The organism is Arthrobacter sp. zg-Y238, assembly GCF_024385525.1.
GTDB lineage: Bacteria > Actinomycetota > Actinomycetes > Actinomycetales > Micrococcaceae > Arthrobacter_B > Arthrobacter_B jinronghuae.
Genome location: NZ_JANFLU010000001.1, coordinates 67,007 through 90,527, shown reverse-complemented (window position 1 = coordinate 90,527; position 23,521 = coordinate 67,007). Strand labels below are relative to the sequence as shown.

Genomic DNA, 23,521 nt, shown 5'->3' with positions numbered 1-23,521 from the left:
AGGCGGAGTACCTACACTGATAAAGAGTCTGCACCAACGCATTTCGAAGGGTTGAGCAGTGTCCAGCAAGTCCATAACGGGAGAAGGCGGCGCGGGCCGCGCCGGAGACAAGATATTCTCCGGCATTACGGTGACAGCCGGCTGCCTGATCCTGTTCGTCCTGTTCTGCGTGGCGGTTTTCCTGATGTGGCAGGCGCTGCCCACGTTCATGGCCGATCCGGCGGACATCTCCGGCGGCGGCGGGTTCGGCCAGTACATCCTGCCGCTGGTCATTGGAACCGTCATTGCGGCACTTATCGCGCTGCTGATCGCCACACCGGTGGGAATCGGCGTCGCCCTGTTTATCTCCCACTATGCCCCGCGGCGGCTTGCGCAGGGGCTGGGGTACCTGGTGGACCTGCTCGCCGCCATCCCGTCGGTGGTCTACGGCGCCTGGGGCATGACGGTGCTGGCCCCGGCGCTGGTGGGTCCGTACAACTGGCTGGCTGAAAACGCCGGGTGGATTCCGATTTTCGCCGGTCCGGCCAGCCAGACCGGCAAGACCATGCTCACGGCCGGAATTGTGCTTTCCGTGATGGTGCTGCCGATCATTACCTCCCTTACCCGGGAAATCTTCCTGCAGACGCCAAAGCTGCACGAGGAAGCGGCCCTGGCCATGGGCGCCACCCGCTGGGAAATGATCCGGATGGCTGTTTTCCCGTTCGCCCGTCCCGGCGTCATCAGTGCCGTCATGCTGGGGTTGGGCCGCGCACTGGGCGAAACCATGGCTGTGGCGCTGGTGCTCTCCTCCGGCGGGCTGATCGCCAGCCTGATCCGGCCGGGGAACCAGACCATCGCCGCCGAGATCGCCCTGAACTTCCCTGAAGCGTTCGGGCTCCGGCTCTCGGAACTGATCGCTGCCGGGCTCGTGCTGTTCCTGATCACGCTGGCGGTCAACGTGGTTGCCCGTTGGATCATCAGCCGCCACAAAGAATTCTCGGGAGCCAACTGATGCTCGATACAACCTCCGCCCTCAGCCGTCCCGGGTCCCTGCTGACCAAGAACAGGCTGCCCCGCTATACGCCCTGGATTGTGCTCGCCGCTGCCTTGATCCTGGGTGCGGCACTGTCCGCCCTCATCGGTTTCTCCGTCACGTCCTTCGCAATCTTCACCGCCGTGCTTTTCGTCATCGGCGGCACGGTTGTCACCTGGGTCGTCGAGGGCAAGCGGCACGCAGTGGACCGCCTCGCCACGAACCTGGTCTGCGGTGCCTTCCTGCTGGCGCTGCTGCCGCTGGTATCGGTGATCTTCACCGTCCTGGTCCGCGGCCTGCCCGGCCTCAGCCCGGACTTCCTGCTCACCTCCATGGGCGGCATGACCGGCGCCGTGGACAACGCCACGGTGGACAACGGGACCGCGGTGCTGGGCGGCGCCTACCACGGCATTGTGGGCACCCTGCTGATCACCTTCTGGGCCACGGTCATCTCGGTGCCCGTGGGCCTGCTGGCCGCTGTCTACCTGGTGGAATACAGCCGTGGCGGAACACTTTCGCGGGCCATAACGTTCTTTGTGGATGTGATGACCGGTATCCCCTCGATTGTGGCCGGCCTGTTTGCCGCCGCGTTCTTCGGGCTCGTCTTCGGACCGGGCACCCGCACCGGCTTCGTTGCCGCCGTCGCCCTCTCCGTGCTGATGATCCCGGTGGTGGTCCGCTCCACCGAGGAAATGCTCAAGATCGTGCCCAACGAACTCCGGGAGGCGTCCTACGCCTTGGGTGTGCGTAAGTGGCGGACCATCCTGAAGGTAGTGGTCCCCACCGCGATTTCCGGCATTGCCTCGGGCGTCACCCTGGCGATTGCCCGCGTGATCGGGGAAACGGCACCGCTGCTGGTCACCGCCGGCTTCGTCAACACCATCAACTTCAACGCGTTTGCGGGCTGGATGAGCACGCTGCCCACCTTTATCTACCGGCAGTTGATGAGCCCCACCTCCCCGACCAATACAGATCCGAGTACCCAGCGGGCCTGGGCGGCCGCACTGATCCTGATCATCATGGTGATGCTGCTGAACCTGGGCGCCCGCCTGATCGCCCGGATCTTCGCCCCCCGGACCTCCCGCTAGCCCTGTAAAGCGATTTAAGGAAACCATGTCCAAGCGCATCGACGTCAAAGACCTGAATGTCTATTACGGCAATTTCCTTGCCGTCCAGGACGTCAACATCAACATTGAACCCCGCTCCGTGACCGCCTTCATCGGCCCCTCGGGCTGCGGCAAGTCCACCTTCCTGCGCACCCTGAACCGGATGCACGAGGTGCTTCCCGGCGCACGTGTCGAAGGTGAAGTGCTGCTGGACGGGGAGAACCTCTACGGCCCCGGCGTTGACCCGGTGACCGTCCGCAGCCACGTGGGCATGGTGTTCCAGCGGCCCAACCCCTTCCCCACCATGTCCATCCGGGACAACGTCCTGGCAGGCGTGAAGCTGAACAACAAGCGCATCTCGAAATCCGACGCCGATGACCTGGTGGAAAAGTCCCTGACCGGCGCCAACCTCTGGAAAGAGGTCCGTGACCGCCTGGACAAGCCCGGCTCCGGGCTCTCCGGCGGCCAGCAGCAGCGCCTGTGCATAGCCCGCGCCATAGCGGTGTCCCCGGAGGTGATCCTGATGGACGAGCCGTGCTCCGCCCTGGACCCCATCTCGACGCTGGCCATCGAGGACCTCATCGAGGAACTCAAGAGTGACTACACGGTGGTTATCGTCACGCACAACATGCAGCAGGCGGCGCGGGTGTCGGACAAGACGGCGTTCTTCAACATCGCCGGCACCGGCAAGCCCGGCCGGCTGATCGAATACGCCGATACCCCGGTCATCTTCAGCAACCCCGCCGAGCAGGCCACGGAAGACTACGTTTCCGGACGCTTCGGATAAGCGGCGCCTACAGGAGCGGGCTGAGGGCCAGCAGCAGGATCCCGCCGAGCAGTGCGGTTACGGGCGCCGTGACAAGCCAGGTGACGAGGATTTCCCGCAGCGGGATGAAGCGGACGGTGGAAAAGCGCTGGTTGGTACCGGCGCCGACGATGGCGGACGTCATGGTCTGGGTACTCGAAAGCGGAATGTGCAGCCAGAGCGCCCCAAGGAACAGCATGGCGGAGCTGACCGCCTGGGCGCTCATGCCCCGCAGCGGGTCCATCCGGACCAGTCGGTACCCCAGCGTGTGCGTGATCCGCCAGCCGCCGAAGAGCGTGCCGCCGGCCAGGGCCAGCGCCGCAAACAGCTGCACCCAGAAGGGAATGCCGGTTTCAACGGTCTGCCCCGCGGCCAGCAGGGCAAGCACCACCACAGCCATGGTCCGCTGCCCGTCCTGGATTCCGTGCCCCAGGGAGAAGGCGGAGGTGAAGACGGACTGCGCTATCCGGTTTCCGGCGTCCCCGCGGCGCGGAGAGCTGTAACGCATCAACCACGTGGCCGGGAAAACCAGCAGGTAAGCCAGTACAAAGGCGATCACGGGGGACAGCAGCAACGGCAGGGCTATCTGCTCCCAGATCAGCCGGTAGGACTCGGCTATGTTCTGCCCGCCCACCAGGGTTGAGGCCGCGCCGGAACCCACCAGCCCGCCCACCAGGGCGGAAGTGGATGACGACGGCATCCGCCGCCACCAGGTCCACACGCCCCATCCGCAGGCCGCCAGCAGCCCGGCAATCAGGATGCCGAGGCCCTCGGGTCCGGCCGGAAGATCCACGAACCGGACGGTCAGGGCAACGGCCAGTGTGGTGCTCACCAGCGCACCCAGGAGATTGAAGCCGGCGGCCAGCAGAATGGCCACGGTGGGGGTCAGTGCCCGCGTACGAACGGAGGTGGCCACCGAGTTGGATGCGTCATGGAAGCCGTTGAGGAAGGCATAGGCTCCGGCGAGCAGGACGACGCCGGCCAGGAGGAGGGCCGCCACCCTAGGATTCCCGGACGAGGACGCCGCCCACGAATGTTGCCGCCAGGCGCAGTTGCACCGAGGTACCCGATAGCTGGTCGGCGAGGTCCCGGTGCCGGGCATAGGCCATGGGCTTGTACTCACGCATCAGTTCCGCCACCCAGATCCGGCGGGACCGCTCGGCCCGCCGGGCCAGCCGAAGCATTTCGATCCAGTACTCTTCCAGGTCCTCCAGCGAAGCGAGCCGGCGCATGGCAGCGGCGGTCAGCTCAGCCTGCCGGCCGATGACTTCCAGCTGCTCGGAAGCCCGGCGGGAAACCCCTGTGAGCTTGTAGAGGGAAATGGTTTCCGCTGAGGCGTCCAGGCACTCCATGGCGGACATCAGGAGCAGGGAAAGCTCATAGAGGTCTTCACGGGGGAGTGGGTTGATGAAGCTGGTCCGCATCTGCGTCATCAGCGCAAAGTGCAGATCGGTGGTTTCGGCATCGATCTGATGCAGCTGCTCGGTGAGACGCTCGAACTCATCCGGCTCGGCCCCGAGGATCTCCGCCAGCACGCCGGTGCCGCGCAGCAGTTGTGACGCCATGCGGGAGAGCAGCTCAAGGCCTGCATTTTCTTGGGGGAAGAGTTGAAGCTTCACGCTGGACGCACATCGGCCGGGGAAGTATCGAGGGTGCTCACAGGCCCAAGAATATCCGATGGCTGGGCTGGAATTGCGGGAAAGCCCGCGAAAGAATCCCGCTGAGAACCAGCTGGGGAAAAGTAACGGTGCCGGACCGGGAGCGCCTCTCGGCGGAAGGCCGCTCGAAGCGGCTCAGAGTTGAAGCCCGGGGGTTCCGCAGTCCGACACCGATTTCAGTTTTCTACGCTCGGCCGGTGATGTCAACACGGCCATGCGGGCCGGGGCGGCACTGTGAGGAGCGCCATTGTGTGCCTTGCCACTGTGCACGGTGCGGCATGGCTAGTCGAGCTCTCCGCGCCGCCAGGCGGCTGCCGAGTGCTCCAGGTCCTCGGCCGTGTGTACCAGCTGGCGTGCGTTGCGGGTCAGCAGGGTGGCGCGGTCCCCGTTGGAGGCCTCCGAGGAATCGGCATGATTGGCCTGGCCGAGGGCCACCACGCGGCAGAATGCGGCAAAACGCTCCAGTGCGACGTCGAAGTCACCCTCGAAGGCACCGGAAAGAATGGTGTCCGCCATAGCCCGCACTTCATCCGCCCCCAGGGGCTCGGCTACTCCGGCGACTACCTTGGACACCTGTGCAACGTCTTTGCCTGCCGCGTAGTAGGCGGCGATCCGTTCCGGATTCCGCTGGATGGACGCCCGGAGGGCATACAGGCGCCAGAGGGCGCCGGGCAGGGACCGGGCGGGGCTTTCAGCCCACATCTCGGCCACCGCTTCCACCCCCTGCTGGTCGGTCAGTTCCACGAGCCGGCGGGTGACTTCCGGATCGGTGCTCTCGCGGCCGTGGTGGACCAGCGCCTGGGCGGCGAGATGGGCCGCCTCCGAAACGCGTGCCGGATCGGCACCGCCGGGGAAGTTGGCGAAGTCCACTGGTGCAAGAGGCTTTGGCTTGTGATGGCGCGGCGTTGAATTGGACTCACTCATACTGGAAGAATACTCCGGGATTTACGCGGAATCGAGGCGGTCTCAGGGGTGCCGGGCGGTGCCTCGGACCGGGGTTTTCCACGATCTGTGTGGTGTGCGATAAAGTGGGACAGTCGGTCCGTGCGCTGTCAAAAGCCACGGCCGGTGGAGCGCCTATAGCTCAGTTGGTAGAGCAACGTCCTTTTAAGTCGTGGGTCGCAGGTTCGAGCCCTGCTGGGCGCACCGAATAAGAATAAGAATGGCTTGCCTTCAGTGAAGGCAAGCCATTCTTATATCCGGCAGCGCCGGGTTACGCTTCTTCCGCCGCCTTGCGCGCCGGTGCCGGAACCGGACGACGGCGGGCGGTATCGAACTTCATCAACTTATGGGTGCCGTCGCAGTACGGCTTGATGGCCGAACCGCCGCACCGGCACAGGGCAACGGTTTCCCGGTCACGGGGTACGGGAACCCCGTCAGGCGTGACAATCTCAAAGTCGCCGCGGACCAGCAGGGGACCGTTGGGGCAGGCCACGATGGAAGCGGGAGCGGCTCCTTCCCGCGTCTTCCACGCGTCGGTCTCCTCCTCCTCCGCCTGGACGTCCGCTTGCTCGGCGTCCGCCTCCGTCAGCGCATCCTGCGTGGCGTCTTCGGCGTCTACTGGGCCGGCTGCCGGAGCCGTCACGGGGTTACTCCGCCGGCCGCAGCCGTTACGGCCGGCGCTGCCGGCCCGCCGTCGTTCACCAGGGGCAGCAGCGCGGACTCGCCTGCCTGCCAGGCATTCAGCTGCTCCTCGCCGAGCAAGGCATCGATGGCCAGTACGGTCGCGGCACCGAAGATGATGTCGGCGAGCAGGTCGGGCTCAGCCTCGGCCAAACCGCCGGCGAGGTCCCTGGCGGCAATCTGTTCGTGCACGGCATCCGCTTCCACGTGTTCGTCGAAGTAGTAGGTGACATCGTCGCTGAAGCCGTGCCGGCGGAACCCGCGGGCGTAGAACGAGTTGGGGATCGAGGACGTCATCTCGAACGCCGCCAGATGCCCCGCAATGGCGCCGCGCAGCCGGCGATTCAGCCCGAAGAGCGACATGGCATTGGAGGACGCCAGGGTCAGGGCGGGAACCTGGTCAATGTAGTATCCGTAGCCGGAATCCAGGCCCAGACCCTCCATGGTGGTGCCGAACAGCTTCGAGTGCATCCGTTCCACTCGCCCGCCGCCGTACTCATCGGCCTGGATTTCGATCAGCGCTGCCTTTGCGCGGCCCACCGGCAGGCGCGGAATTGCCCAGCTGTGCGGATCCGCTTCCTTCAGCTGGTAGACCGAGCGCAGGATCAGGAACTCACGAAGCTGTTCCACGCTGGCCTTGCTGGCGACAAACCGGGAAACGCTGGGGCCGTCGTCGTCGGCTGCCAGACGGAAGAGGGTCTCCGCTACGGCTTCGCTCTCCGGCGCGGGCAGCTCGGGGACGGGCACCGCGCGGCGCAGCACATCCTCGAAGGCCGCCTCCAGCCGTGCCCGCACGCGGATCAGTTCGGGATCCCACTCGGCGGCATCCTCAACTCCGTCCAGTCCGCTGTAATGCAGCTCGTACAGGCAGAACAAGGTCAGCTGGAGGTCTTCGTCACGGAGCAGATCCGCAGTGGCAGCCAGTGCTTCGTCCAACAGCAGGTTCAATGAACCGTAGGCGTTGGCGTGACCTGTTCCGCCGCGGTTCCGGAGGAGATCGATCAAGGTGGCGCTGACAGGCCCTCTCGGGGCGGGAATCTTCATTGCTTTCCTTACAACGCACTACAGGGCGCTTTTCCGGCGGTTTCATGGGGTGGTTGGAACGAATCCAAACCGTCAGCATACTTGGTGCGGCCCCAAGGGGCCCGTTTGCCGGGCGGGGAGGGCCGGCATTGACCTTTGCCGCCGGGTTCGGTGCAATGGAGGCAAGGACGGCCAATACAAAGACGGCCAATATGCAGGAGGGTGGAAATGCCCGGTATGGATCCTTCAACGGTTCTGCCGTTGCTGGTGCTGGCGGCAGTGCTCGTGGCCGGGTCTGCCGGTGTAGACCGGGCGCTTGCTACCCGGGACGGGGAAGGTCTCTTCTGGGTCGGGTTCTCCGCCTTTTTGGGAGTGCTCCTGACTGCCGCTTGGGCCTTGGCTGCCACGTCGGCCGCGTCCGCCGCTGTCGGGGCAGTTGTGGTGGCGGGCAGCATCGCCGCGTCGCTTTGGGTGGGGCGACGGGACCGCCGTCGTCGTCGGAACCGCGAACGCCAACAGCTGAAGGCCGCGGTAAATGCCACCGCCGCCCGGCACCGGGAAGTCCTGGCCCGCTGGAGTGCCTATGAACTGGACCCTTGGCTCGCGGCGGAAAACCCGCAGATGCTGGACGTACGCACCCCGGAAACGCGGACCTTTATCCGGGCGCTGAAGGCCGCCGAGCAACTGCGCCCCGAAGCGGGCACCGCGGCGGAGGCCGCTGCCTACGCCGAAGCTGTGACCACGCTGGAAGATTCGCTTCGCCGTGCGGAAGCGGCAGCTGACGGCGGGCAGGCGGCCTGACTGCGGGGGCTGGACCGTGGTGGGAATGCGTGGCAGTCTCGGGCCATGACTAGCAAAGACATCAGCTTCACGCGCAATGAGGCGCTGAACCGGTACGAGCTGCGGCTGGACGGCACGCTCGTGGGCATGGCCGATTATCAGGAACAGCCGGACGGCGTTGCTTTGACCCATACAGAGATGGAGCCGGCTTTCCGGCATCAGGGCTACTCGTCACGCCTGGCCCGATATGCCGTGGAGGACATCGTGAGCGGCGGGCGGCGGGTCAAGCCGTACTGCTCCTATATGGCCGCCTACCTCGGCAAGCATCCGGAATACAGCCACCACGTGTCCTGGCCGCAGGAGTAGTCAGGGCGGCAAGCCGGGCGTTAATTGAAGCTGGCTTCCCGCTCTGCATATGGGGGGAACGCAGAAGGGGAAGCCAGTTCCAACAGTATAATTCCATTTGTCCGGGTAAATCCAATCGAGGGGGGCCGAAGATGGCGGTGTCTGCCAAGGCTTTCCAGAATTGGCGCACCGCAGTGGCTCCGGGCGAATCCAACGCGGACGTTTGCCGCCGGACGGGCATCAAGCGCTCCACTCTGGCCCAGCAGGTTGTCCGCGGCAAAGTTGCGGAGATTACCGTGGTCCGGGTAGCCCGGGCGTACGGGAAAAATCCGGTAGAGGCACTTTCTGACTTCGAGGAATACTCCGATCTGCTGGGCGGGCCATGGCGGCCCAGCGCCGCGGAACTCATCAGCCAGGTTTCCTACATCTGCATCCTGCAGATGATCCTGGCCAGGGCCACCCAGACCGGGCCGCCGGAATGCCCGGACCTGGCCAGGCATCCGCACCGGAACGCGATTCGTTCCTGGTTCGAGGCAGTAGACCCGGGGGACCTGCGCCAGCAGCTCAGCGCCAGGACCGGCGTCGCGCCGCAGAATATTTCGGCGCAGCTTTCAGCCGGCCGGCTGGCACCCGAATTGGCTGTGGAGGCCGCGCGGATTGCGGGTGCCTCGCTGCCGGGCGGACTGGTGGCCACCGGCCTGGTCACGCCGGGCGAGGCCGGGTGGCCCCAGAAGGGCCAGCAGGAGGCTCTGGCTGCGCTCACTGATTCGGAACTGCTGTTTCTGGCCCGGGACCGCTTGGACGGGGTGGGAAAGCAACTAAAGAAGTTTGAACACGATGTGGAAAATGATCTAACGCTCTTGGAGAACCTGGGATGAATATAGCCTCTGCCATTCAGTTTGGCGCGCTGGCCGTGGTGGCCGTCTTTACCCTGGTTCGGCTGCCGCTGGCTGTGCAGGGCCGCAATCCCATGCTCTTTTGGGGGCTTGCTGCTACTACTGTCGGAGTGGCCCTGAGCATTCCGTCGATTTACCTGCCTGTGGACGCTTGGCTGGGCGGAGAAAACCATGCAAACCTGATTCTCCGTTATGCCACCTACGGAGTCGTAGCGCTTATTGGCGGCAGTGCTGCTGCAGCCTTCCGGGCTCCCCAGGTACAGAAAATCATTCTGGGGTTGCCGGGACTCGTAGTGCTGGCTGCAACCGTTACAGCCACCACCGTGCTGTTCAGCATGGGAGACATGCCTGTGTCTTCGCCGGGCCTCAACGGCTACATGCACCAGGAGCATATCTGGGCCTACTCGGTGCTGGGACGGATCTATCCGGCCTATATAGCCGCCTGCCTGATCATCCCGGCTTTCCGTGTCGCCGCGACGGCGGGGCGGCCTGCCCTCCTGCGGGTCGGATCGGCACTGATAGGCGTTGCCCTTGCCGAGATCCTGACGTGGTCTGTGCTGTGGGTGACCGGCCGGCAGACCGGCGTTTGGGACTACATCCTTCCGCATTCCTCGGTCATTGTTCTCACAGCGGGGCTCGCTGCCGTGGCTTATTACGGTATCGCCGCAAGAAACAAGCAAAAGCAAAGCTTGCTGACTCCCAACTACACAAGGTGACAATTAGGTAAAGTTGTCCACATTTTCATGTTTGTATGCCAGAATAATGAATATGTAACGTCCGCTGCCTGTGGGGGGTCAGCGTGAAGTTACAACGAAGCCAGCGGCACTGCCGTTGGCTTCGTCATTTCCGGAAGTAGCCGGTGCTGAAAGCAAGGGCGGGACATTCATGGAACGGATGAGTGCCCCGCCTCTTGCCTGGTCTGCCTAGGTCGCATCCAGATCTGTTTCGAGAATCTTTGCCAGTTCCTCCAGGGCCGTTTCCGCACCCTCGCCGTCCGAGCGCAGCACCACCACATCTCCGTGCGACGCGCCCAGGCTCATCAGGGAGAGCATGCTTGAGGCGTCCATTGCCTCTTCGGCCGGGTCCCCTTCCATCGCTATGGTCACGTCAACGGGCTGGGCCGCTGCCGCTTCCGCGAAGATCGATGCCGGCCGGGCATGGAGTCCCACCCGGCTGGCCACTGTGGCTTTGCGCTCTGCCATTTTTCATTCCTTCCGTGGTTTAGCTGCTGGCTTTCGTTCCGCCTTGGACCACCTACAGGCCGAGCTCTTCGAGGATGGGCAGCCGGCTGCGGACAATGGTCCGGGCTTCGGCGGCGGAGTGTGCTGCCAGGGCCCGCGCTGACAGCTCCTTGGCCTGCTCCAGGCTCACGGAAGCCAGTACCACCCCCACGCTGGACAGTGCCCGGGGCGTCATCGACAACGTGTTGACTCCCATGCCGGCCAGGACGACGGCGAGTGCGGGGTCAGCGGCTGCCTCACCGCAAACCCCCACGGTCCTGGCGCCGGCCGCCGGTTCCAGGGCCGTAGCCCGGGAGGCACCGGCCACGGTGGCGGAAATCAACTGCAGGACAGCCGGCTGCCACGGGTCGTTCAGTGCTGCCAGCGAACCCAGCTGCCGGTCCGAGGCCATGGTGTACTGCGTCAGGTCATTGGTGCCGAGGCTGGCAAACCGCACCCGCGAAAGGATGGCTTCGGACATAATGGCCGCTGAGGGCACTTCCACCATCACTCCGGGCATGCCAAGTCCGGCTGCCGCGCACATCACGGCGAAGTCGGCGGCTTCCTCTGCGGTGGAGACCATCGGGGCCATCACCCAGACGTCGGCAGTGTGGGCTCCGGCAGCCGCGGCGATAGCCTCCAGCTGGCGGGCGAGGACACCGGGGGTGGTCCGGTCGGTCCGGAAACCGCGTACCCCCAGCGCCGGGTTGGGTTCCGTTGCGTCCGTCAGGAACGGGAGCGGCTTATCCGCACCGGCGTCGAGGGTCCGGATCACTACCTTCCGGCCGGGAAATGCTTCGAACACCGCACCGTACGCGGCAACCTGTTCGTCGATGGTGGGTTCTGTATCCCTGCCGAGGAAACAGAACTCCGTGCGGAGCAACCCGATTCCCTCGGCACCTGCTTCCGCCGCGGCCCGGGCGTCCTTCCCGGAGCCGACGTTAGCCAGCAACGGGACCCTGTGGCCGTCCGAGGTTGTCCCCGTGCCGTTGAATACCGGGAGTGCGGAGCGTGCTGCGTATTTATGCGCGGCCTCCCGTTCCTCTTCCCCGGGTTCCACCACCACGGTGCCGGCAGCGCCGTCGAGAAAGATTTCGGCGCCATCAGGCACCTCGTCCGCGCCGGGCGCTCCGACGACGGCGGGCAGGCCCAGGGAGCGGGCGAGGATTGCCGTGTGGGACTGCGGGCCGCCCTCGCTGGTGACCAGTCCGATCACCATTGCCGGGTCCAACGTTGCCGTATCCGCCGGTGCCAGCTCCACGGCCGTGAGGATAAAGGGGACATCGGAAGCCGGAATCCCCGGAGCCGGCAGTCCGTTCAGCTCGGCGACAATCCGGGCGCGGACATCGAGCACGTCCTGGGTTCGTTCAGCCATGTAGCCGCCGAGGCTCTGGAGCATGGCGGCCACCTCCATGCCCGCTTCCCAGATGGCCCGGTCCGTGGCCATGCCTGCGTTGATGTGTTTGCCCGCCGCTTTGAGCAGCATCGGATCGGAAGCCATCATGGCCGTGGCGTCCAACACGGCTTTCGCGTCGCCCGAGGCGGTTTCCGCCCGGTGCTTGAGGTCCCCCCGAACTGCTTCAGCGGCATCCTTGAGGCGGCTTTTCTCCCCGTCCACGGTGCTGCCCGGTGCGGGTTTCGCCTCGGCATCAGGCTCGGCCACCGGAGGCGGCATCCGGCGTGAGGGGCCGAGGACGCGTCCGGCACTGACTCCGATTCCCTGGATGGTCCGCATCATCTAAGCCTTCCTCTTCATCGACTGTGCGTTAGGCAATTGCTGGTTCCTCCGCCTTTTTCCGGGGCTTTACGTACCGCTTCAAAGCGACATAGACGAAGCCGGTAACTGCTGCTCCTGCCAGTATGGCGACGATGAACATGAGCAGGTTGCCGATGGCGAAGAACACGAAGATACCGCCGTGCGGTGCCTGTGAGGTTACTCCGGTGCCCAGGCAGATCGCACCTGCCACCGCACCGCCCAGCATGGTGGACGGAATGACCCGGAAGAAATCGGAAGCGGCAAACGGGATGGCGCCCTCCGAGATGAAGGCCGCGCCCAGCAGCCACGCCGCCTTTCCGTTCTCGCGCAGCGCCATGCTGAACTGGTTCTTTGCCAGCACAGTGGAGGCAAATGCCATGCCCAGCGGCGGGACCATGCCGGCGGCCATGACCGCTGCCATGATTTCCCACGGCACCTGGTTCTCGAAGCTGCCTTCCCCGAGCCCGGCCACGGCAAACGCGTAGGCCACCTTGTTGATCGGACCACCAAGATCGGAACCCATCATCAGGCCAAGGATGATACCCAGCCCGATGGCCGCCACCCCGGTGAGGCCGGTCAACCAGTTGTTCAGACCCATGGTCAAGGCAGCTATGGGTCCGCCCAGGACCAGCATCATCAGGCCGGAGGCGATGATCGACGCCAAAAGGGGAATGATGACCACCGGCATCAGCCCCCGCATCCACGACGGAACGTTCCAGCCGCCGATCCACCGGGCCGCGTAGCCGGCCAGCAGGCCGCCGATGATGCCGCCGATGAAGCCGGCATCCATGAACACCGCCACGGCTCCCGCAGTGAAGCCGGGGGCTATGCCGGGTCGGTCAGCCAGGGCATAGGCAATGTAGCCGGCCAGAGCAGGTACCAGGAAGCCCATGGACAGGGAGCCGATTTTCCAGAACACGGCCCCGAGATAGGGGATCACGCCTTCCGGCGGCGGATTCAGGATCGAGGTACCGTCCAGCATCCGGTCGCCGTTGGCGACGTCGTCGACCGACAGGGCGAGCTCGTAGCCGCCCAAGAGGAAGCCGAGGGCAATGAGCAGGCCGCCGCCGGCAACAAACGGAATCATGTAGCTGACGCCGGTAAGCAGCGCCCGCTTGAGTTGTCCGCCGAAGCCTTCCCCGCCGGAGCCGGAGCCGCCGTCGTTCTCCTCTCCGCCGCCTCCACCCCCGGACACGCGTCGGGCATTCGGGTCATTGACCGCGTTGAGGGCTTCGTCGATCATCACGCCAGGCTCGTCGATGCCGCGTTTCACCGGTCCGCTGATCAACGGCTTCCCTGCGAAGCGCCCCTTGTCCCGGACATCGACGTCGACGGCAAAGATCACCGCTTCCGCGTTGCGGATCACCGAGGGGTCCAAGGGAGTGGATTTGGCGGAACCCTGCGTTTCGACCTGCAGGTCGACGCCGCGCTCGGCAGCCGCCGCGGCGAGGGAATCGGCGGCCATGTAGGTGTGCGCAATGCCGGTGGGGCATGCGGTGACGGCGACCAGATGCCGGGACCTGGAGGTGTCCGTGTGGGTCGCCCCGGTGCCGCCGGCGGAGGCAGGAGCGTCGGCTCCGTGTCCGCCGTCGGCGGTTCCGCCCGCTTGGCCCCCGTCGCGGGAGCCGGCGTTGCTGCCTCCGTCGCGGGAGCCGGCGTTGCTGCCCACGGCCGTGGCGCCGGTGGCCGTGCCCGCCGCAGCGGCGCCGCCCGAACCGGCAGCGCTTCCGGCGCTGTCAGGTGCGGGGCCGAGCCCGAGGGCTCCGTCGACCAGTTCCACGATCTGTACCGGCGAAGTAGCCGCACGCAGGGAGGCGGTGAAGTCCTTACGGATGAGGGACCGGGCCAGCTTTGCGAGCAGTTGGAGGTGCTCCTGGTCCGCTCCTTCCGGAGCAGCAATGAAAAAGACGATGTCGGCGGGGCCGTCCTTCGCTCCCCAGTCCACAGCGGGACGAATCCGTGCCATGGCGAGCGTCGGTCTGGTGACCGCCGCGGATCGGCAGTGCGGAATCGCAATGCCGCCGGGCACACCGGTGGCGGTCTTCGATTCGCGGCCCATCGCATCCGCATAGAGGTCTTCGTAGCTGGTCGCCCGGCCCGCGGCTACCACGCCCCGGGCCAGATGGGCGATGACAGTGCTCTTGTCCGTGCCTAGATCCTCGTCCAACGTGACCAGGTCCGGCGTAATGAGGTCCGACATCAGCTTTCCTCCTTAGAAGACGACGGCGGAGCGGTGGCGCTCCCGGCGGCCGCGGGTCCCCGCGGGGTACCGCCGCCTGTGCCGTCGAGGGTGGTGACCGTTACCGCTCCGGGATCAGTAGCTGCCACGGCGGGAACAGTGGTTCCGGGAAGGGAGGCCGCAGCAGCCCCGTGGGCCACCGCCTGCCTGAGGCAGTCCGGCGGGGCCGCACCGGCGACCTCGGCCAGCAGGTACCCGGCCAGGGCCGAATCCCCGGCGCCAACCGTCGAGCGGGCCTGCACGGGCGGCCGGGTGGCCAGCCAGCTTCCGGAGGCGGTGACCAGCAGTGCCCCCCTCGCGCCCAGGGTGGCAAGCACGGCGCCGACGCCGCGTTCAATCAGCATCCCCGCCGCCCGCGCCGCCAGCAGGGGGTCCGCTTCCAGTTCCGCTTCGGAGGAGAACCCCGTCGCTTCGGCGAGTTCCTCGGCATTGGGTTTAAGCAGGTCCGGCTCCGCTCCGTGCAGCAGCGCGCCCATGAGGGGCGGTCCGGAGGAATCGATGGCTATGCGCGGTGCCTGGGCCCCCAGCCGGTCCCTCACAGTGTGGGCCACCGAAGCGTAAAAGTCCGGCGGTACTTCCGGGGGGAGCGACCCGGCCAGCACCAGCCAGGAACCCGGGCCGCTGTCGCCGGCAGTGCAGGCCCCTACCAGCAGGGCGATCAGTGCTTCCTGCTCCACCGGCTTCAGCGGCGGACCGGGAGCATTGATCTTGGTGGTGGTGCCGTCCGGCTCCGTGAGCGTGATGTTGCTGCGCAGCGGCGCCTCGATGGGCAGGTTCAGGTACTCGACTCCGGCCTGCCGCAATCCGGTCATGACCGGATCGGCGTCGGCGCCGGGAAGGACGGCGACGGACCGGACGCCGGAGACGGTCAAGGCCCGGGAGACGTTTACGCCCTTGCCTCCCGGTTCTTCCCCCGCGGCAACGGCACGCTGGACGGCTCCCCGCTCCAGTGCGCCGGGAAGCGAAACGGTGCGGTCGAGGCTGGGATTGGCAGTGAGCGTGAGGATCATGAAGGGGATCCGTCCAGGCCGTGCCTGCCAGGGCCGGCCGCTGTAGGGAGTGGAACTGCTGGCCGGTGCGGTTCCCGGTACTTTAGGTGGCTTCTGCTTGGATACATGAACGCCCGCGATCTGTGGCGATGGCCACGTTTATGCGCTGATGCGACTTTACTTTTGCCGCACCACCCGTGGCAATGGCCGCCGGGCGAGGCCGCGCCGACGGCCTGTAAACGGGGTGCGGCGCTACGCTGAACCGATGGAAAACGTAACGTGGTCCGAGCCGGCAGAGCGACGCCGGGGGCGCGAACTGGTGGTCTTTCTGCACGGCTACGGGTCCGGCGAGCAGGCAATGGAGCGGCTCTTCATCGCCCTGCCGGCTTCTGCTGTCGGAGCCGCCGTGCGGGGACCCTTGGACGTGGGCGGAGCCAGCGGATGGTTTCTGCTGGATCCGCTCCTGAACTCGGACACCACCGAAGTCCTGGAATCGGCCCTCTCGCTGCTGGCCTGGCTGGACCGGACCCGGACGGAATACGGGTTCACCGGAATGTCGCTGGTGGGATTCTCCCAGGGCATGGCCATGGCAGGCACGCTGCTGCGGCTGAGGCCGAAGGATTTCCGCGCCGTCGTCGGCCTTTCCGGTTTTATTGCCCGCAACGAACTCCTCGCCGCGGCGGAACCGCTGCCCGTCCGGGTGCCGTTCTTCTGGGGGCGGGACCGGCAGGACTGGGTGATTAACGCAGACGCCGTGGATTACACCGCGCAGTGGCTTGACGAGAATGCGGCGCTGACGGCGCGGACCTATTCGGGAATGGGGCATTCCATCGGTACGAGTGAAATCACCGATGTAGCGGTCTTCCTCCGGCGGTACCTTGCCTCCGACACGCCGTGAGGCAGAATAGGCAGAATCGGCACACGCCCGCGGTACCTAACACACACCCAGTTGAAGAGGAATTCCCCTCGGACTACGAGCTAAGGTTGCTGATCAAGTAGTCTGGAGGAAAGCGTGGCTCACAAGGTCGTGCTTCAAATCACTGTCACTCACATAGCAAGGAGAATCTCATGGGTTTCATTGCGTTCCTTATTCTTGGTCTCATCGCAGGTGCAATTGCAAAGATGATCCTCCCGGGTCGTCAGGGCGGCGGCTGGATCGCCACTCTGGTTCTGGGCGTTATCGGCGCCCTTCTGGGTAGCTGGCTCGGCGGCCTCCTCTTCAACAACGGTGGAGAGCTCTTCAGCCTGACGAACCTGTGGACCTGGGTCCTGGCAATCGTCGGCGCACTCATCGTTCTGGTGATCTACGGCTTCGTTACCCGCAAGAGCGGCAACCGCGCCTAATTAGCGCGTAAGCGCCGCTGACGCGGCGTTGATTTAGAGGGCGGGGCCCCGGCGGAATCTTCCGCCGGACCCCGCCCTTTGCTTTAGGTAAAACCGTTGGCGTTGAAGTAATACCGTAGGCGTGTAGCCCGTACCGGATTTCCCCAAGGAGAGTTCTGTGAAGCGACGTAAGTTCAATCCCGCAGCCAAACTGGCCGGACGAGCCACTATGGGTGCGGACGGCAAGCCCAAGCCGCAGGTCGTGAAGGCCATCGAGCGTGCCGTCGAAGTGCAGCGGCCTCTGGTGCTGGCGAACATCCGCAGGATGCAGCGCAAGAACCCGTCCGCCAACGCCGCCGAGCTGATCAGCATCCTGGACCGGCACTACCTCAACGCGGTGACCGGCGGCGGCGCAGCCATCGGTGCCACCGCCGTGGTTCCAGGCGTGGGAACCGTCGCGGCACTTGGCCTGTCAGCAGCAGCGACGGTTGGTTTCCTCGAGGCGACAGCCCTGTACGCACAGTCTGTGGCTGAGCTGCACGGAGTCCGGCTGGCCGATCCGGAGAAGTCCCGGACCATGGTCATGGCCATCATGCTGGGCGAGGAAGGGACGTCCATGATGCAGTCCCTTTCCGGCCGCGGAACCGCGCAGGCCTGGGGCAGCAGCATGGGCAGCATGCCTTCCGGCCTGATGGGCTCGGTGGGCGGCAGCATCCGCAAGCAGTTCCTCAAGCGGGTCATGGCCCGCCAGGGTACCGCCCTGCTCGGACGTGCCCTGCCGCTGGGTGTGGGCGCCGTCGTCGGCGGCGTGGGCAACCGGGCCATGGGCAAGGGTGTTATCAAGGCGACCCGGGCCGCCTTCGGTGAACCGCCGACGTCGATCCCCGGACAGCTGGCAGGAGAACTGGACCAGCTGGAGAAGTCAGCCTAGGCGCAGCCTCCCCGGAACTGCGAAAGGCCCGCCGGCATGCCGGCGGGCCTTTCCTGGCTAAAGCGTGCCTGCTTACCCGAATACGGGGTTCAGCCGAACACAGCCGTGGCGATGGTGAAGATTGCCAGCCCGGCCAGCGAACCAACCACTGTGCCGTTGATTCGAATGAACTGCAGGTCCTTGCCGACCTGCAGTTCGATCTTCTCCGAGGTTTCCTGCGCATCCCAGTTCTCGACCGTCTCGGTAATGACGGCGGCAATGTCGTTGCTGTACGTGCGGACCAGGTATCCCGCAGCGTCTGCCACGTAGCCGTTCACCTTGGCCGCGAGCTCCGGCTCGTTGATCAGCCGCGTGCCGAAGTCCTGCAGTGCGGACTTGAAGTTCCGGGTGAGTTCGCTGTCCGGGTCATCCGAGGCCGTCATCAGCGCGTTCTTGATGGTGGTCCAGGTGGAGGTCATCAACTCGCGCACCCGCGGGTCATCCAGCACCTGCTCCTTCACGGCATCGGCCTTGGCCATGGTCTTGGGATCCTCCTGCAGGTCCCGGGCCACTCCGGTGAGGTAGTTGTCCAATGCCACGCGCAGCTGGTGGTTGGGGTTTTCCTGCACATCGATCAGGAACCGTTCGGCCTGGATCTGCACGCGGTCGCCGACCAGGTCATCCACGAAGGCGGGAACCCACGACGGCGAACGCTCGGTTACCAGCCGGCCGATCACTTCCGGGTTGGCCAGGACCCAGTCAGCGAGGCTGTCCACAATCAGGTTTACCAGCTGGTGGTGGTGGCCCTCCTCGAAGATCCGCTGGGCCATTTTGCCGGCCGGCGGCCCCCACTGCGGATCCACCACATGGCGGCGGAACATGGATTCCAGGACGTCGCGGACCGCGTCGTCGTCGAGTACCCGCAGGGCCCCGCGGATGGCGGCGGCACCTTCGGTGGCGACGCGTTCGGCCCCCTCCGGCCGGGCCAGCCAGGCGCCTGCCTTCGCTGCGACGTGCATGGAATCGAGCTTGGCCCGGATGATGTCCTCGGCCAGGAAGTTCTGTTCCACGAACTGGCCCAGCGACGCCCCGATCTGGTCCTTCTTCTCGGGGATGATGGCCGTGTGCGGGATCTTCACACCCATCGGATGCTTGAACAGGGCGGTAACCGCGAACCAGTCGGCAAGGGCGCCCACCATGCCGCCCTCCGCTGCTGCGCGGACGTATTCCAGCCACGGGTACCTGTCCTGCAGTGCGAAGGAAAAGAGGAAGATAACGGCCAGGAGGATCAGCAGGCCGGTGGCGAGCATCTTCATGCGCCGCAGGGCATAGGCGCGCTGCTCATCGGTGGGCTGGGCAACCACGCTCACGCGTGCACCTCCTTCACGGAGAAGGACATCTTCGAGGTTGACGCGTGTTCCAATACCGCTCCCTAATCCAGTGCCGGTCCCGCTTGCCGATCCGCCGTAAGGAACCTCCGTGCGGGACCACCCCAATCTAACCAGTGATTGCCGCAGCTGCGCTACGAGCTGAGGACTCGGCACCGTGTGGTTGAGTAGTGCCATGGCATCCCCCATAGAGGATTATGCGCTGGTTTCGGACCTGCATACCGGAGCCCTCATCTCGCGGACCGGCAGCATGGACTGGCTTTGCCTGCCGCGGTTCGATTCGCCGTCGGTGTTCGGTGCGCTGCTCGGGAGCAGCGACCACGGCCGGTGGCTGCTGGCCCCGGAAGATACTGCTGCGACGGTAACGCACCGCGGGTACGTGGAGTCCACCTTCGTGCTGCGGACCCACTGGCAGACGCCCACCGGTGCGGTTCGGGTCACGGATTTCATGCCGGTGAAGGACCGGCGGGCGTCCCTTATCAGGCGGATCGAGGGCCTGAGCGGCAGTGTGGAGATGCGGCAGGAACTGGAAATCCGTTTTGATTACGGCACGGTCATTCCCTGGGTTTTCCGGGGGTGGGACGACGGCGGCGAGCACCTTTCCGCCATAGCCGGCCCCGGTGCCCTGGTCCTGCGCGGGCCGAGCCTGCCGGACGCGGACAACCACCGCCACGTAGGCCGTTTCACCGTCCGGGCCGGGGAATGCGTGGACCTGGACCTCACCTGGTACCCCTCGCACCGGCCGGTGCCGCCCAAAATGGATGTGGACGCCGCCCTGATCAGGACCACCGCCTACTGGCAGGACTGGGACGGACGCTTCCTGCGGGACGTCCCCTATGAGAAGGCGGTGCGGCGTTCCCTGCTGGTCCTGCGTGCCCTGACCCATGAGGACACGGGCGGGATTGTCGCCGCTCCCACCACCTCCCTGCCCGAGGCTGCGGGAGGGGACCGGAACTGGGACTACCGGTACTGCTGGCTGCGGGATGCCGCCCTGACGCTCGAAGCCATGATGACCCACGGCTACCAGGACGAGGCCCTGCAGTGGCGCAGCTGGCTCCTGCGCGCCGTCGCCGGAGATCCGGAGGACCTGCAGATCATGTACGCCGTGGACGGGGGCCGGGAACTGCCCGAGCGGATCCTCCCGCAGTTTCCCGGCTATGGCGGAGCCGCACCCGTGCGCATCGGCAACGGGGCGGTGGGGCAGTACCAGGCGGACGTCGTGGGCGAAGTGATGGTGGCCCTGGACCGGCTGCGGGACAGGGGCGTGCCGGAGGACCACTTTTCCTGGCCCCTGCAGCGGGCGCTGCTGACCTTCCTGGAAAGACACCTGGAAGAGCCGGACCGCGGCATCTGGGAGATGCGCGGGACGCCCCGGCACTTCACCCACTCACGGGTGATGATGTGGGCTGCCTTTGACCGGGCCGCCAAGGCCGCAAGGGCCTACGGGCTCGACGGTCCGGTGGAGGTCTGGGAGGGCCTGCGGGACGGGCTGCGCGATGAAGTGATGGAACGAGGCTGGGATCCAGCCCTGAACTCATTCACCCAGTTCTACGGCAGCGGCACCGTAGATGCTTCCCTGCTCCAGTTGCCGCATGTGGGTTTCGTGGCTTACGACGACGAGAAAATGCTGGGCACGGTTGCCCGGCTGGAGGCGGAGCTGCTCAACGGCTCCGGACTCCTGCTGCGTTACGCCACCGATAGCGGGGTGGACGGACTGGCGGCGGGGGAGAACCCCTTCCTGGCGTGCAGCTTCTGGCTGGTGGAGCAGTACGCCCACACGGGGCGGCTGCCCTCTGCCCGGCGGCTGATGGACCAGTTGGTGGGGTACGCCAACGAGCTTGGGCTGCTCAGTGAGGAATATGATGCAGAAAACAACACCATGGCCGGGAACTTCCCGCAGGCGTTTTCCCACCTGGCCCTGGTCCGTGCAGCCGATGCGATCGCCGTCGCCGTCGCTGCTGCGCCGCCCGCACCATCCCGGCACGCGGCCGTCCCCCCAACCGAAGGAACCCGATGAACCGACAGACGCTCTCAGCAGCGGCCATGGCGGCCCTGCTGACCACCAGCGCCGTCAACCACTTCCGCAACCCGCGCTTCTACAACGCGGTGGTTCCGCGCAGCATCAGCACCGATACCGAGGGGAAGTTCGGGCTGCTGACCCGGCGGCAGTGGACGCACGTCAGCGGAGTCATTGAGTTTGCGGCCGCGGCCGGACTGCTGCTGCCGGGCACCCGGCGGCTGGCGGCAACGGGGACGGCGGCCATGTACGTTGCCTTCATCGCGGGGCATATCTCTGCCCTGCAGCGTGCCTTCGGCCCCCGCGGCGGGGACAAAGAGAAACTGATCCACAGTATTCGGCTCCCGCTCCAGCTGCCGTTGATCCTGTGGGCATGGAACCTGCGGAAATAGCGGATGGCCACTCAACTCCTGCTGCTCTCGGACACCCACCTGCCCAAGCGGGCCAAGGTGCTTCCCGAGGTCCTCTGGGCGGACATTGAAGCCGCCGACATTGTGGTGCACGCCGGTGACTGGGTGAACGAGGAGCTGCTCGACCAGCTCGAGTCCCGCTCGCGGCGGCTGATTGCCTGTTACGGCAACAACGACGGCGCCGGGCTGCGTAAGCGGCTGCCGCTGGTGGCCCGGGCGGTGGTCGAGGAGGTGCGGCTCGCCGTCGTGCATGAGACAGGTACCGCCGCAAAGCGCGGAGAGCGGATGGACGCCCAGTTCCCGGACACGGACCTGCTGGTCTTCGGCCACAGCCATATCCCGTGGGACTCCGTAACACCTGCGGGGATGCGCCTGCTGAACCCCGGGTCCCCCACGGACCGTCGGCGGCAGCCGTTCTGCACCTATCTGCGGCTGGAAATTGACGGGAAAACAATAATGCCCGATCTCCAGCGGCTTCCACCGCGGGAGATCGGGCGTTCCTAGGGGCAGGTCAGGCCGGGACGGTGTCCTTGCGGAGGGCCGCCGGTGCGGCCGCCTTGCTTCGGCTGGTGCGCAGGCAGGCGATCGCTCCGCCGCCCACAAGCATCGGAACGATGAAGAGGAAGTAAAGGTTGCCGGGTTCCCAGCCGCCGTCAATCAGGGAGCCGGCCACGATCGGGGAGATGATGGCACCTACCCGGCCCATGCCGGTAATGAACCCGACCGCCGTGGCCCGTACATCCGAGGAGTAGTACACGGGACCGATGGAGAACATGCCGGCGATGCCTGCGTTCACCAGGAAGCCCAGGAGGGCCGCCGCCAGCAGGGCCGTGGGCAGTGCGCCGGTGGAGACCGCGTACACGCCGAAGCCGCCTGCGGCGAGGACAAAGAACGTGACCAGGACCCACTTGACGGCGAAGCGGGCGGCGATCAGTCCGAAGACAATGGAACCGATGATCGCGCCGAGGCTGAAGAGCACGCCGGCGTCGATGCCGTCCTGCGCCGTGAAGCCGCTGGCAGCGACCAGCTTGGGCGTCCAGGAGTTCGCGAAGTAGAAGCTGGCCATCAGCATCATGAATGCGATGGACAGGAAGACGGTGGTCGCCGCGTACTTGCCGGAGAACAGGGACTTCCAGCGTGATCCGACGGTCAGTGCCGTGCCCTTGGGGATGAGGGGCAGTTCGGTGATCTGCTGCTGGTCCAGGCGGGCCAGGATGCGGTTGGTCTTGTCCAGCGCGCCGTCAGGACGCCGGGTCATGAGGTAGTCCAGGGATTCGGGCAGCAGCTTCAGGATGAACGGAATCATGGCCAGCGTGATGATGCCGCCGAAAATGAACGCCGCATGCCAGCTGTAGGCCGCGATCAGGATGCCCGCAATGATGCCGCCCAGCATGCCGCCGATAGGCTGCCCCGCGCTGTAGAAGCTGATGGAGGTGGAACGCCGTTTGGCCGAGGAGTACTCAGAGACGAAGACGTTGAGGCTCGCCTGCATGGTGCCGATGGCCAGGCCGGTGATGAAGCGCAGGACAAAGAGGACTTCATAGGTGGGAGCGAACGCGGAGGCGAACATGCCCGCGGAAATCACCAGGGCGCAGATCAGGATGGTCTTTTGCCGACCGATGATGTCAGCTACCTGGGCCACCAGGATGGATCCCACGGCCATGCCGAAGAGGGCCGAGGAGAGCAGCATGCCCAGCTGGGCACCGCTGAGGTCCCAGTGCTCGCTGATCGAGTTGGCACTGAAAGCCATGACCAGGACATCAAAGCCGTCGATCATGTTCAGGGCGACGCAGATGGCGACAATGCCGACCTGCATGCGCTTCATGGGAGCCGCTTCGATGCGTTCCTTGATTTCCATGGGTCTTACCTAACTTGCTCTTGAGGTGGGGGTGCCCGGCCATGCTGTACGCATACCGAACGCGTGTTCGTTTTTGGAACCTCAATGAGTGTAGGGCCACAGGGGTGTGTGGTGCGAATTACATCTGCGAGCCTTCCGCCCGGGCACTCCGGGCGGGGTGCCC

At 65.7% G+C, this 23,521-nt stretch carries 24 protein-coding genes and 1 tRNA gene; 14 read left to right on the top strand and 11 right to left on the bottom strand.

Translation table 11 applies throughout. The features are described from left to right. Positions 1–58 precede the first annotated feature (58 nt). From pstC to pstB, 3 genes are read left to right on the top strand one after another with little or no spacing between them, the layout of a single operon-like run. Positions 59–991: a phosphate ABC transporter permease subunit PstC gene (gene pstC / locus NNX38_RS00510; RefSeq protein WP_255796229.1), complete on the top strand. Its 933-nt coding sequence runs from the start codon at positions 59–61 to the stop codon at positions 989–991. Next, positions 991–2,100, top strand: a complete 1,110-nt coding sequence (pstA, locus tag NNX38_RS00505) for a phosphate ABC transporter permease PstA (protein WP_255796228.1) — start codon at positions 991–993, stop codon at positions 2,098–2,100. The genes pstC and pstA overlap by 1 nt, the downstream gene beginning before the upstream one ends. Before the next feature lie 25 nt (positions 2,101–2,125). Continuing rightward, positions 2,126–2,905: a phosphate ABC transporter ATP-binding protein PstB gene (gene pstB, locus NNX38_RS00500; RefSeq protein WP_229951410.1), complete on the top strand. Its 780-nt coding sequence runs from the start codon at positions 2,126–2,128 to the stop codon at positions 2,903–2,905. A gap of 7 nt (positions 2,906–2,912) precedes the next feature. On the opposite strand, the gene NNX38_RS00495 is transcribed toward pstB, so the two are convergent. The 3 genes from NNX38_RS00495 to NNX38_RS00485 form a co-directional block, all read right to left on the bottom strand. Then, on the bottom strand, positions 2,913–3,923 hold the full coding sequence (locus NNX38_RS00495; protein ID WP_255796227.1) for an inorganic phosphate transporter: 1,011 nt from the start codon (positions 3,921–3,923) through the stop codon (positions 2,913–2,915). A gap of 1 nt (position 3,924) precedes the next feature. After that, positions 3,925–4,488 (bottom strand): DUF47 domain-containing protein, encoded by a 564-nt coding sequence (locus NNX38_RS00490; protein ID WP_257794248.1) that lies wholly within the window; start codon positions 4,486–4,488, stop codon positions 3,925–3,927. Between the two features lie 375 nt (positions 4,489–4,863). Next, positions 4,864–5,505, bottom strand: a complete 642-nt coding sequence (locus NNX38_RS00485) for a hypothetical protein (protein ID WP_229951413.1) — start codon at positions 5,503–5,505, stop codon at positions 4,864–4,866. A gap of 149 nt (positions 5,506–5,654) precedes the next feature. Here NNX38_RS00485 and NNX38_RS00480 point away from each other — a divergent pair. Further along, positions 5,655–5,727 (top strand) — tRNA-Lys (locus NNX38_RS00480). A 67-nt stretch (positions 5,728–5,794) separates the two neighbouring features. Here the strand turns inward: NNX38_RS00480 and NNX38_RS16865 are convergent. After that, positions 5,795–6,166, bottom strand: coding sequence for a CDGSH iron-sulfur domain-containing protein (locus tag NNX38_RS16865; RefSeq protein WP_370646343.1), 372 nt, complete (start codon positions 6,164–6,166; stop codon positions 5,795–5,797). Continuing rightward, on the bottom strand, positions 6,163–7,248 hold the full coding sequence (locus tag NNX38_RS00470) for an iron-containing redox enzyme family protein (RefSeq protein ID WP_255796225.1): 1,086 nt from the start codon (positions 7,246–7,248) through the stop codon (positions 6,163–6,165). The genes NNX38_RS16865 and NNX38_RS00470 overlap by 4 nt, the downstream gene beginning before the upstream one ends. Positions 7,249–7,464: 216 nt before the next feature. Here NNX38_RS00470 and NNX38_RS00465 point away from each other — a divergent pair, with 216 nt between their 5' ends. The 4 genes from NNX38_RS00465 (at position 7,465) to NNX38_RS00450 (ending at position 9,964) form a co-directional block, all read left to right on the top strand. Beyond that, entirely contained in the window at positions 7,465–8,028 is a 564-nt protein-coding gene (locus NNX38_RS00465; RefSeq protein WP_255796224.1) for a hypothetical protein, read from the top strand. A 45-nt stretch (positions 8,029–8,073) separates the two neighbouring features. Continuing rightward, the gene (locus NNX38_RS00460) at positions 8,074–8,373 is read left to right on the top strand and encodes a GNAT family N-acetyltransferase (RefSeq protein WP_255796223.1); all 300 of its coding nucleotides are present in this window, start codon (positions 8,074–8,076) and stop codon (positions 8,371–8,373) included. Positions 8,374–8,504: 131 nt separating this feature from the next. Further along, positions 8,505–9,230 (top strand): hypothetical protein, encoded by a 726-nt coding sequence (locus tag NNX38_RS00455; protein WP_255796222.1) that lies wholly within the window; start codon positions 8,505–8,507, stop codon positions 9,228–9,230. Next, positions 9,227–9,964 (top strand): hypothetical protein, encoded by a 738-nt coding sequence (locus tag NNX38_RS00450; RefSeq protein WP_255796221.1) that lies wholly within the window; start codon positions 9,227–9,229, stop codon positions 9,962–9,964. The genes NNX38_RS00455 and NNX38_RS00450 overlap by 4 nt, the downstream gene beginning before the upstream one ends. Before the next feature lie 207 nt (positions 9,965–10,171). Here NNX38_RS00450 and NNX38_RS00445 read toward each other — a convergent pair whose 3' ends face one another. From NNX38_RS00445 to NNX38_RS00430, 4 genes are read right to left on the bottom strand one after another with little or no spacing between them, the layout of a single operon-like run. Next, positions 10,172–10,450 carry an HPr family phosphocarrier protein gene (locus NNX38_RS00445; protein ID WP_229951419.1) on the bottom strand — a complete coding sequence of 93 codons (279 nt, stop codon included), beginning with the start codon at positions 10,448–10,450 and terminating at the stop codon, positions 10,172–10,174. A gap of 52 nt (positions 10,451–10,502) precedes the next feature. After that, positions 10,503–12,203 (bottom strand): phosphoenolpyruvate--protein phosphotransferase, encoded by a 1,701-nt coding sequence (gene ptsP / locus NNX38_RS00440; RefSeq protein ID WP_255796737.1) that lies wholly within the window; start codon positions 12,201–12,203, stop codon positions 10,503–10,505. Between the two features lie 31 nt (positions 12,204–12,234). Continuing rightward, the gene (locus NNX38_RS00435; RefSeq protein ID WP_255796220.1) at positions 12,235–14,424 is read right to left on the bottom strand and encodes a fructose-specific PTS transporter subunit EIIC; all 2,190 of its coding nucleotides are present in this window, start codon (positions 14,422–14,424) and stop codon (positions 12,235–12,237) included. Further along, on the bottom strand, positions 14,424–15,473 hold the full coding sequence (locus NNX38_RS00430) for a 1-phosphofructokinase family hexose kinase (RefSeq protein ID WP_255796219.1): 1,050 nt from the start codon (positions 15,471–15,473) through the stop codon (positions 14,424–14,426). Before NNX38_RS00430 ends, NNX38_RS00435 begins: the two co-directional genes overlap by 1 nt. 244 nt (positions 15,474–15,717) lie before the next feature. Here NNX38_RS00430 and NNX38_RS00425 point away from each other — a divergent pair, with 244 nt between their 5' ends. The 3 genes from NNX38_RS00425 to NNX38_RS00415 all read left to right on the top strand — a co-directional run bounded on the left by NNX38_RS00425 (position 15,718) and on the right by NNX38_RS00415 (position 17,706). Continuing rightward, entirely contained in the window at positions 15,718–16,350 is a 633-nt protein-coding gene (locus tag NNX38_RS00425) for an alpha/beta hydrolase (protein WP_255796218.1), read from the top strand. A gap of 170 nt (positions 16,351–16,520) precedes the next feature. Then, positions 16,521–16,796: a GlsB/YeaQ/YmgE family stress response membrane protein gene (locus tag NNX38_RS00420; protein ID WP_255791428.1), complete on the top strand. Its 276-nt coding sequence runs from the start codon at positions 16,521–16,523 to the stop codon at positions 16,794–16,796. A 157-nt stretch (positions 16,797–16,953) separates the two neighbouring features. Beyond that, positions 16,954–17,706, top strand: a complete 753-nt coding sequence (locus tag NNX38_RS00415) for a hypothetical protein (protein WP_370646342.1) — start codon at positions 16,954–16,956, stop codon at positions 17,704–17,706. An 89-nt stretch (positions 17,707–17,795) separates the two neighbouring features. Here NNX38_RS00415 and NNX38_RS00410 read toward each other — a convergent pair whose 3' ends face one another. After that, positions 17,796–19,001 carry a DUF445 domain-containing protein gene (locus NNX38_RS00410; RefSeq protein ID WP_255796735.1) on the bottom strand — a complete coding sequence of 402 codons (1,206 nt, stop codon included), beginning with the start codon at positions 18,999–19,001 and terminating at the stop codon, positions 17,796–17,798. A gap of 229 nt (positions 19,002–19,230) precedes the next feature. Here NNX38_RS00410 and NNX38_RS00405 point away from each other — a divergent pair, with 229 nt between their 5' ends. The 3 genes from NNX38_RS00405 to NNX38_RS00395 are packed head-to-tail and all read left to right on the top strand — an operon-like array spanning position 19,231 to position 22,004. Next, on the top strand, positions 19,231–21,090 hold the full coding sequence (locus NNX38_RS00405; RefSeq protein WP_255796217.1) for a glycoside hydrolase family 15 protein: 1,860 nt from the start codon (positions 19,231–19,233) through the stop codon (positions 21,088–21,090). After that, a complete protein-coding gene (locus tag NNX38_RS00400; RefSeq protein WP_255796216.1) occupies positions 21,087–21,482 on the top strand; it encodes a hypothetical protein in 396 nt (131 codons plus the stop codon). Before NNX38_RS00405 ends, NNX38_RS00400 begins: the two co-directional genes overlap by 4 nt. Before the next feature lie 3 nt (positions 21,483–21,485). Further along, positions 21,486–22,004, top strand: a complete 519-nt coding sequence (locus NNX38_RS00395; protein ID WP_255796215.1) for a metallophosphoesterase — start codon at positions 21,486–21,488, stop codon at positions 22,002–22,004. Between the two features lie 7 nt (positions 22,005–22,011). Here NNX38_RS00395 and NNX38_RS00390 read toward each other — a convergent pair whose 3' ends face one another. Then, on the bottom strand, positions 22,012–23,358 hold the full coding sequence (locus NNX38_RS00390; protein ID WP_255796214.1) for an MFS transporter: 1,347 nt from the start codon (positions 23,356–23,358) through the stop codon (positions 22,012–22,014). Between the last annotated feature and the right edge of the window lie 163 nt (positions 23,359–23,521).

What these genes read in the sequence shown, in the direction of transcription:
- pstA (WP_255796228.1), top strand. Translation starts at nt 991, where the DNA reads ATGCTCGATACAACCTCCGCCCTCAGCCGTCCCGGGTCCCTGCTGACC.
- pstB (WP_229951410.1), top strand. Translation starts at nt 2,126, where the DNA reads ATGTCCAAGCGCATCGACGTCAAAGACCTGAATGTCTATTACGGCAAT.
- NNX38_RS00490 (WP_257794248.1), bottom strand. Translation starts at nt 4,488, where the DNA reads ATGGCGTCACAACTGCTGCGCGGCACCGGCGTGCTGGCGGAGATCCTC.
- NNX38_RS00485 (WP_229951413.1), bottom strand. Translation starts at nt 5,505, where the DNA reads ATGAGTGAGTCCAATTCAACGCCGCGCCATCACAAGCCAAAGCCTCTT.
- NNX38_RS00470 (WP_255796225.1), bottom strand. Translation starts at nt 7,248, where the DNA reads ATGAAGATTCCCGCCCCGAGAGGGCCTGTCAGCGCCACCTTGATCGAT.
- NNX38_RS00465 (WP_255796224.1), top strand. Translation starts at nt 7,465, where the DNA reads ATGGATCCTTCAACGGTTCTGCCGTTGCTGGTGCTGGCGGCAGTGCTC.
- NNX38_RS00460 (WP_255796223.1), top strand. Translation starts at nt 8,074, where the DNA reads ATGACTAGCAAAGACATCAGCTTCACGCGCAATGAGGCGCTGAACCGG.
- NNX38_RS00455 (WP_255796222.1), top strand. Translation starts at nt 8,505, where the DNA reads ATGGCGGTGTCTGCCAAGGCTTTCCAGAATTGGCGCACCGCAGTGGCT.
- NNX38_RS00450 (WP_255796221.1), top strand. Translation starts at nt 9,227, where the DNA reads ATGAATATAGCCTCTGCCATTCAGTTTGGCGCGCTGGCCGTGGTGGCC.
- NNX38_RS00445 (WP_229951419.1), bottom strand. Translation starts at nt 10,450, where the DNA reads ATGGCAGAGCGCAAAGCCACAGTGGCCAGCCGGGTGGGACTCCATGCC.
- ptsP (WP_255796737.1), bottom strand. Translation starts at nt 12,203, where the DNA reads ATGCGGACCATCCAGGGAATCGGAGTCAGTGCCGGACGCGTCCTCGGC.
- NNX38_RS00435 (WP_255796220.1), bottom strand. Translation starts at nt 14,424, where the DNA reads ATGTCGGACCTCATTACGCCGGACCTGGTCACGTTGGACGAGGATCTA.
- NNX38_RS00430 (WP_255796219.1), bottom strand. Translation starts at nt 15,473, where the DNA reads ATGATCCTCACGCTCACTGCCAATCCCAGCCTCGACCGCACCGTTTCG.
- NNX38_RS00425 (WP_255796218.1), top strand. Translation starts at nt 15,718, where the DNA reads ATGGAAAACGTAACGTGGTCCGAGCCGGCAGAGCGACGCCGGGGGCGC.
- NNX38_RS00420 (WP_255791428.1), top strand. Translation starts at nt 16,521, where the DNA reads ATGGGTTTCATTGCGTTCCTTATTCTTGGTCTCATCGCAGGTGCAATT.
- NNX38_RS00410 (WP_255796735.1), bottom strand. Translation starts at nt 19,001, where the DNA reads ATGAAGATGCTCGCCACCGGCCTGCTGATCCTCCTGGCCGTTATCTTC.
- NNX38_RS00400 (WP_255796216.1), top strand. Translation starts at nt 21,087, where the DNA reads ATGAACCGACAGACGCTCTCAGCAGCGGCCATGGCGGCCCTGCTGACC.
- NNX38_RS00395 (WP_255796215.1), top strand. Translation starts at nt 21,486, where the DNA reads ATGGCCACTCAACTCCTGCTGCTCTCGGACACCCACCTGCCCAAGCGG.
- NNX38_RS00390 (WP_255796214.1), bottom strand. Translation starts at nt 23,358, where the DNA reads ATGGAAATCAAGGAACGCATCGAAGCGGCTCCCATGAAGCGCATGCAG.